Below are 6,053 nucleotides of genomic sequence, written 5' to 3' on the forward strand. Positions count from 1 at the left end.
AGGCGTCGCTGCCCGGCGTGGCGGCGGTGCCCGCCGAGCCGGCCGCGGCCGTGCCGCCGAGGCTGTCCGACAGCGAGCCCGCGCCGGACATGTCGTCGATGCCGCGCGGCTCGTCCACGCGCAGTTGCAGGTCGGGCAGCACCGGCGGATAGGCGATCTGGAAGCGCTGGTCGGGCTGCTGGTTGCTGGAGCCGAGCACCTCCTCGACGATGGTGGTGACGTTGCCGGCCATCACCGCGTTCGGATAGAGGCCCAGCACGCGGATGGTCCGCTCGACGTGGGCGTTCTCGACGCGGAACCAGAAGGCCAGTTGCGAATAGAGCGGGCTGGCCGGCATGTCCGCCGGCACCTGGATCGCGACGATGCCCGAGCGGCTCAGGCCGTAGGTGCCGTCGTCCACCGGCAGCGGCTGCCAGGCCGCGCCGTCGAAGTATTGCCAGTCGAGCGGCCGGCCCGGCTCGGCGCGCTCGCCCTCGATCGACAGGTAGAGCTGCAGCCGGCGCCCGACGCTGTCGGTCTCGAAGCCGGCGGGCTCGAAGGCGAAGTAGAAGCCGCTCAGCTCGGCGTCGACCGGCACGTAGGGCGCGGCCAGGAAGCGGCTGGCCGCGAAGGCGTTGTAGGTCCAGAAGCGCGAGGGCGCGGCCGAGTAGGTATAGCCGAGCTGCAGGCTGCGGATGAAGGGCGGCGCGAACTGCGCCTCGCTGAACTGGTAGGAGAAGTTCACGCCCTCCACGTCGTTGAGCCAGGCGATCAGCGCGGCCTTCTGCTCGGGCGGCAGGATGCTGTCGGGCACCTGGTCGATGGTGCTGGAAATGCTCGAGGTGCTGAAGCCGCCGGGCGCGCCGTAGCCGCCCGCGGCGATCACCGCGCGGATCCACAGCCCCTCGCTGCCGGTCACGGTGACCGGCTTCATCGCCGGGCAGAGGAAGGCGATCGAGGTCGGCCGCCCGCTGGTATTGCCCTGCAGGTTGCTGGTGGTGTCGACCCACTGGTACAGGTTGCGTTGCGCGGCGGTGGCGTTGAAGGGACGCCAGGCGCTGCCGTCCCAGAACTGCCAGACGATCTGCACCGGGTAGGTCTGCGCGAGCAGCGCGAGATCGAAATCGAGGCTCACGCGCGCGCCGGTGCGCGCGAACACCGCGTCGCTGCGCACGTAGAAGGCGTCGTTGGTCTGCGGGGTCTCGCCGAACGGGTAGGCGCCGTTGGCGATGTCGAGCGCGACCACGTTGCAGGCCGCCTGCTGCGGCTGGATCTGGCCGCCCTCGAGCGTGCACTGGCAGCCGTCGATGATCGGCAACTGCCCGGCCAGCGTCGACAGGATCGGCATGCCCGGCGCCGGGCAGGTCAGCAGCCAGTTCTCGGTGGAGGGATCGGCCAGCGCCGCGGACGGATCGGAAAACCCCGCGCCGGGGTCCTTGCGCGCATAGAGCGATTCCACCAGCGTCTCGATCGAGACGGCCGGCGCGAGCGGCTGGCCGGGCAGGGTGATGTCGAGCCGGCGCGCGTCGTCCGAGCCGGCCAGCACCACCGCCAGCGGGCTCAGCGCGGCGTCGAACCATTGCCCGAAGTAGTCGGGATAGAGACGCTCGCCGACCAGCGTGATGGTGATCCGCTGCGGCGTCGGATCGGGCTTGAACAGATTGGCGTCGCCGATCATGAACCAGTGGCCGAGCGGCGTCGCGATGATGTCCTGGTCGTCGGGCCCGAGGAACAGCGCCGCGCCCGGCGGATCGTCGGCGCCGGCCAGCGCGGTCTCGAAGGCCGGCATCGCGTCCAGGTAGCTGTCCTGCGAGGGCATGATGGTCATCGCCGCCGTCAGCCGGGCCGGCACCGCGGTGAAGTCCTGCTCGGTCTGGAAGCGGATCTGCTGCGCGTCGGGCGGGATCACCGCGGTCTGCGCCGGCACCAGGCGCGCGCCCTGGCCGGGCTTGAGCGTGAAGGCCAGCGGCGCGCGCGCCGGCTGCGGCGGGCGCGGCGAGAGGCCGAGGAACTGGAAGAACGACTGGCGGCGCTGGTAGGGGATCCGGTTCTCGATCAGCGCGGTATAGCCGGCCAGTTGTGCGAACAGGTTCAGCAGCACCAGGCCCGGGTCCTGGTTGACGGCGGAGGCGGTCGCCGCGGCATCGAGCCAGTTGCCGGGGTCCTGCAGCGGCGGCGGCCAGTTGTCGCTCCACTGTTGGGTATAGACGGTCGCCAGCGTCAGCGCCTGCCGATAGAAATCGTCAGGGCTGCGAAAGTCGAGGATCGGCTCGGCCATCGTGGCGGGCTCCGGGGGCGCGCGTCGGCTCAGGCCTGCCCGTCGCCGGGGGCCGCCTGCTGGCGCAGCTCGTCGCGCAGCTCGGTGAGCGCCTGGATCGCGCCGCCGATGCGCAGCAGGGTCTGCTGCAGTTCGCGCTGCTTGGTCTCGAGCGCGCGCAGTTGCTGCTCGCCGGCGCGGCGGTTGTCCTCGAGTTCCTGGATACGGGCGGTGAGCATGGCTTCGTTCATGGTGCGGGTCGGCTTACTTGAGATAGAAGGGGTACACGAGGTTCTGCGGCTGGTTGCGCTCGCGGATCAGGTAGTCCACCGAGATGCGCAGGCATTGCGGCGTGTCGGGCGCGATCGTCACCTGCACCGCCAGCGTCTGGATGCGCGGCTCCCAGCGGTTGAGCGCCTGGGTCACGTAGAGCTGGGCCAGGCTCACGGCGGTGGCGTTGCCGGCCGCGAACACCAGCTCGTTGATGCGGCAGCCGAACTCGGGCAGCATCACGCGCTCACCCGGCGCGGTGCGCAGGATGATCAGGATTGCCTGGCGGATGTCGTCGGCGCCGGCCGCGAGCATCACGGCGCCGCCGTGCACGGCGACCGGGAAGGCCCAGCCCTGGCCGAGGAAGTCGCTTGGCGTGCTCATCTCAGCCGATCATCACGTTGGACAGCCCCAGTACCTGGAGCGTCGGCGGCGGCGCCTGCGGGCCGCCGGGCGGGATGTCGTGGCAGGTCTCGCAGACGTCGCCCATGCGCGCGGCGCCCCGGCCGTTGATGCGCACCGTCATGCTGCCCAGCACCACCCGGCCGAGGTTGGTGGGCGGCACCTGGAAGGTGCCCGAGCTCGGGATGTGGGGCGGCAGGTTCTGCCCCATCGAGCCGACCGTGGCGGCCGGGCGGCCGTTGATGCGCACGTTCAGGCTGGTATTCATCGAGATCTTGCCGTTGAACGGAAACGGCTGCGGGGTCGGCACCGGGCCGCCCGGGCTCGGCACCAGCACCACGTGGATGTCGGCGGCGTTGACGATGCTGTCGCCCATCTTGGCTGCGGCTTGTCCCATCGCGGCGCTCCTCCTAGTTCAGGTCGATCATGGTGGCCGACAGCTTCAGGTTCTGGCCGCCCTGCACATCCAGCGTGGCCTGGCCCAGCGTGGCCTTGACGCTGCCGGCGGTGTTGCACAGCGTCACCTGCGCGCCGGTGATGGTCACCTTGCCCTTGGCGGTGATCGACAGGTCGCCCTCGCTGGCGAGTTCGATCGCGTTGGTCGCGCTGTCGATCCGGATGCGGTTCTGCCTGGCATCGACGATGGTCACGCCGCCGCCGTTGGGCGAATCGTCGAGCGTGATGGTCTTGCCGCCCTTGGTGCGGATCACGCGCAGGTCCTGCTGCTGGTCGACGGGCACCGGCGGTTTCTGCGCGCCGTTCCAGAGGAAGCCGATCACGTAGGGCTTGCTGGCGTCGCCGTCGGCGAAGGCGATCAGCGCGGCGTCGCCGGGCTGCGGCAGGAAGAACGCGCCGCTGTTCGGGCCGGCGAAGAAGCTGGCGATCTGCGCCCAGTCCGATTCGATCTCCGCGCCCTTCAGCAGGAAGCTCAGCTTCACGCGGCCGTAGCCTTCGGGGTCGCGCGTGTCGGCCACCTTGCCGAGCGTGACGCCGAGCGCCAGCGATTCGGGCGACAGGCTGGGCGAAGGACTCATATTCCGGTTCTCCTCAGGGTGAATTCGGTCTGGTAGCCGTCCTCGACATCGTAGGTATGGGTGCTCGAGGTGACGTAGTAGATGCCGTTGAAGCGCTGGCTCAGGCCGGTCAGCCGCACGTTGATGCCGGCCACCAGGCTGGCGTCGCCCAGCACGCTGGTGCGCCCCTCGATGAAGCCGGCCAGGTTGCGCTGGTATTGCGCGGCCGCCACCGCCTGCAGCGCCTCGGGCGAGTTGATGTTGGGGCGCTCGTAGCGCACCGCGGAATCGGGGAAGCCGTCGGCGGCCTGGTAGCCGGTCTCGGTGCCGCCCATCCGGTCCTTCGCGGTGCCGCTGGAGGCGGTGGCCGAGAGCGGCTGGTTCGAGACGATGTCGTAGCTGCTGACGGTCACCTGCTTGCCCAGCGTCGGCAGGCGCAGCGCGAGCTCGAGGTCGTCGACGTCGGCCGGGAAGTTCAGCGTGCGCACCGGGCTGCCGCCCTCGGCCGACGGCCGGAACACCAGGGTGGTGTCGTCCATCAGCAGCTCGTGGTTGATCTGCGCGCAGCGGCTCATCAGGAAGTCGTAGTCGCTCTGGTTGTTCTGCAGCACGTAGTCGTTGACGATGCCGGCGCGGCCCTGGGCGCGGATCGTCAGGCCCGCGGCGCTGGCCACCTGGGCGGCGATGTCGTTGTCGCTGGCCTGCTGGTAGGTGCGCGTACGGGTGCCGAAGCGCAGCCGGTACATGCGGTCGAAGCCGCGGATGGTGGCGCTCGAATACTGGCTGAAGTGCGGCTCGATGGCGGTGATCTCGCCATTGACGAGCTGGGTCGGCTGGTCGATGCCGAGCCAGATCGAGATCGCGTCGCCGGGGGCGAAGGCGTCGAGGTTGACGTCCTGCCAGGCGCCGGTGGGCGAGACGATGTTGAGCGTGAAGCTGAACATGGTCGGCAGGTTGATCTCGTGCTGCACGCTCACGCTGCTGATCGCCGCGGCCACCGCGCCCGACAGCGCCTGGCGGTTCTTCAGGATCCGGAAGCCGCCGGTCTGGACGTCAGACATGGGCCGCCCCGTTGAAGGATTCGCCATGCACGTCGATGATCACCAGGGTGCGGCCGATGTCCTGGCGGGTCGGGAAGTTCAGCGGATCGTCGATGCCGTTGGTCTCGGCGATCAGGCGCCACTGGCCCGGGTCGCCGAGCGTGCGCTGGGCGATCAGGTAGAGCCGGTCGTTCTCGCTCACCTGCCAGAGCCGCCGGCAGTTGAAATAACCTTGCGCGCGCAGGTCCTCGTCGGGCGTGAGCACCGATTTGAGCGTGACGCTCAGCTCGGCACGCACCGGCACGCCGGAGGACAGGAACATCGTGAACTTCTGGTCGAGCTTGCTGATCATGCCGACGAACAGCGGGCCGGCCCAGGTGAACACCACCACCGGCGGCTCGCGGCGCTGGGCGGTGCCGATGGTCGGCTGGGTCAGCGCGGCGATGCGGTTGGTCAGGCTGCGCACGTCGGTCTGCTTCTCGTAGGTGTCGAAGAACAGCGAGACCGTCAGGTCGTCGTCGTCCACGCGCTGGAACTGCACGTTCGAGCCCTGGCCCTGCAGTTGCACGGTCTTGTTCAGCGACAGCTCGGTGGGGTTGTACATGACCGGGATCTCCTCGCCGGTCTTCTGCACCACGATCTTGGCCATCTCCAGCATCAGCGGGCTCCCAGGCGATAGCGTTCGGCGCTGGCGCGGCCGGCCAGCGCGGCCTCCACGCCGCGCACCAGCGAGCGCATCAGCGCGGGCGAGCGCAGCGTGTCGGCGACGGTCGCGCGGATCTGTTCCAGGTGCTCGCGGCGATGTCTTCGGCACCCGGTGCTTGCCCACCCCCGCGTCAGCCGGGCCCCAGGGCAGAGGCGTTCGGCCTGGCGGCGGCCGGCCGGGCGGCCTCCACGGCGGGCAACCACCGGCCGCACCGGGGCGGGCGGGGGCACGGTGCGGGGGACGTCCGCGCGATCCTGTTCCGGGGCCCGCGGCCGTGGCGGGTTCCGGCGCACCACCTGGTCCTGAACGGCCCGTTGGATATGGCGGACCTCCCGCCCGCCTCGGGCGGCGTGCGGCCCCGGGCGCGGCGGTAGGCGTGGGCGATG

Annotated in this window: 8 protein-coding genes; all 8 read right to left on the reverse strand. The window is 70.2% G+C overall.

Annotation, left to right across the window (positions count from 1 at the left end):
- Positions 1–2,257 (reverse strand): hypothetical protein (locus F3J10_RS33920; protein ID WP_167243906.1); only part of this gene is annotated, 2,257 nt, incomplete at its 3' end.
- Between the two features lie 29 nt (positions 2,258–2,286).
- Positions 2,287–2,487 carry a hypothetical protein gene (locus tag F3J10_RS33925; protein WP_096750883.1) on the reverse strand — a complete coding sequence of 67 codons (201 nt, stop codon included), beginning with the start codon at positions 2,485–2,487 and terminating at the stop codon, positions 2,287–2,289.
- Positions 2,488–2,500: 13 nt separating this feature from the next.
- Entirely contained in the window at positions 2,501–2,890 is a 390-nt protein-coding gene (locus F3J10_RS33930) for a GPW/gp25 family protein (RefSeq protein ID WP_096750884.1), read from the reverse strand.
- Between the two features lies 1 nt (position 2,891).
- Complete coding sequence (locus F3J10_RS33935; protein ID WP_167233414.1) at positions 2,892–3,305, reverse strand: PAAR domain-containing protein; 414 nt, start codon at positions 3,303–3,305, stop codon at positions 2,892–2,894.
- A gap of 13 nt (positions 3,306–3,318) precedes the next feature.
- Positions 3,319–3,942: a phage baseplate assembly protein V gene (locus F3J10_RS33940; RefSeq protein ID WP_167233415.1), complete on the reverse strand. Its 624-nt coding sequence runs from the start codon at positions 3,940–3,942 to the stop codon at positions 3,319–3,321.
- Complete coding sequence (locus F3J10_RS33945; protein ID WP_167233416.1) at positions 3,939–4,982, reverse strand: contractile injection system protein, VgrG/Pvc8 family; 1,044 nt, start codon at positions 4,980–4,982, stop codon at positions 3,939–3,941. Before F3J10_RS33945 ends, F3J10_RS33940 begins: the two co-directional genes overlap by 4 nt.
- A complete protein-coding gene (locus F3J10_RS33950; RefSeq protein WP_096750888.1) occupies positions 4,975–5,619 on the reverse strand; it encodes a peptidoglycan-binding protein LysM in 645 nt (214 codons plus the stop codon). Before F3J10_RS33950 ends, F3J10_RS33945 begins: the two co-directional genes overlap by 8 nt.
- On the reverse strand, positions 5,619–6,053 hold a 435-nt coding region (locus F3J10_RS36120), incomplete at its 5' end, for a hypothetical protein (protein ID WP_205200582.1). The genes F3J10_RS36120 and F3J10_RS33950, both read right to left, overlap by 1 nt.

It is taken from the genome of Burkholderia sp. Cy-637, from assembly GCF_011753175.1.
In the GTDB taxonomy this organism is placed as follows: Bacteria; Pseudomonadota; Gammaproteobacteria; order Burkholderiales; family Burkholderiaceae; genus Burkholderia; species Burkholderia gladioli.

What these genes read in the sequence shown, in the direction of transcription:
- F3J10_RS33935 (WP_167233414.1), bottom strand. Translation starts at nt 3,305, where the DNA reads ATGGGACAAGCCGCAGCCAAGATGGGCGACAGCATCGTCAACGCCGCC.
- F3J10_RS33925 (WP_096750883.1), bottom strand. Translation starts at nt 2,487, where the DNA reads ATGAACGAAGCCATGCTCACCGCCCGTATCCAGGAACTCGAGGACAAC.
- F3J10_RS33930 (WP_096750884.1), bottom strand. Translation starts at nt 2,890, where the DNA reads ATGAGCACGCCAAGCGACTTCCTCGGCCAGGGCTGGGCCTTCCCGGTC.
- F3J10_RS33950 (WP_096750888.1), bottom strand. Translation starts at nt 5,619, where the DNA reads ATGCTGGAGATGGCCAAGATCGTGGTGCAGAAGACCGGCGAGGAGATC.
- F3J10_RS33945 (WP_167233416.1), bottom strand. Translation starts at nt 4,982, where the DNA reads ATGTCTGACGTCCAGACCGGCGGCTTCCGGATCCTGAAGAACCGCCAG.
- F3J10_RS33940 (WP_167233415.1), bottom strand. Translation starts at nt 3,942, where the DNA reads ATGAGTCCTTCGCCCAGCCTGTCGCCCGAATCGCTGGCGCTCGGCGTC.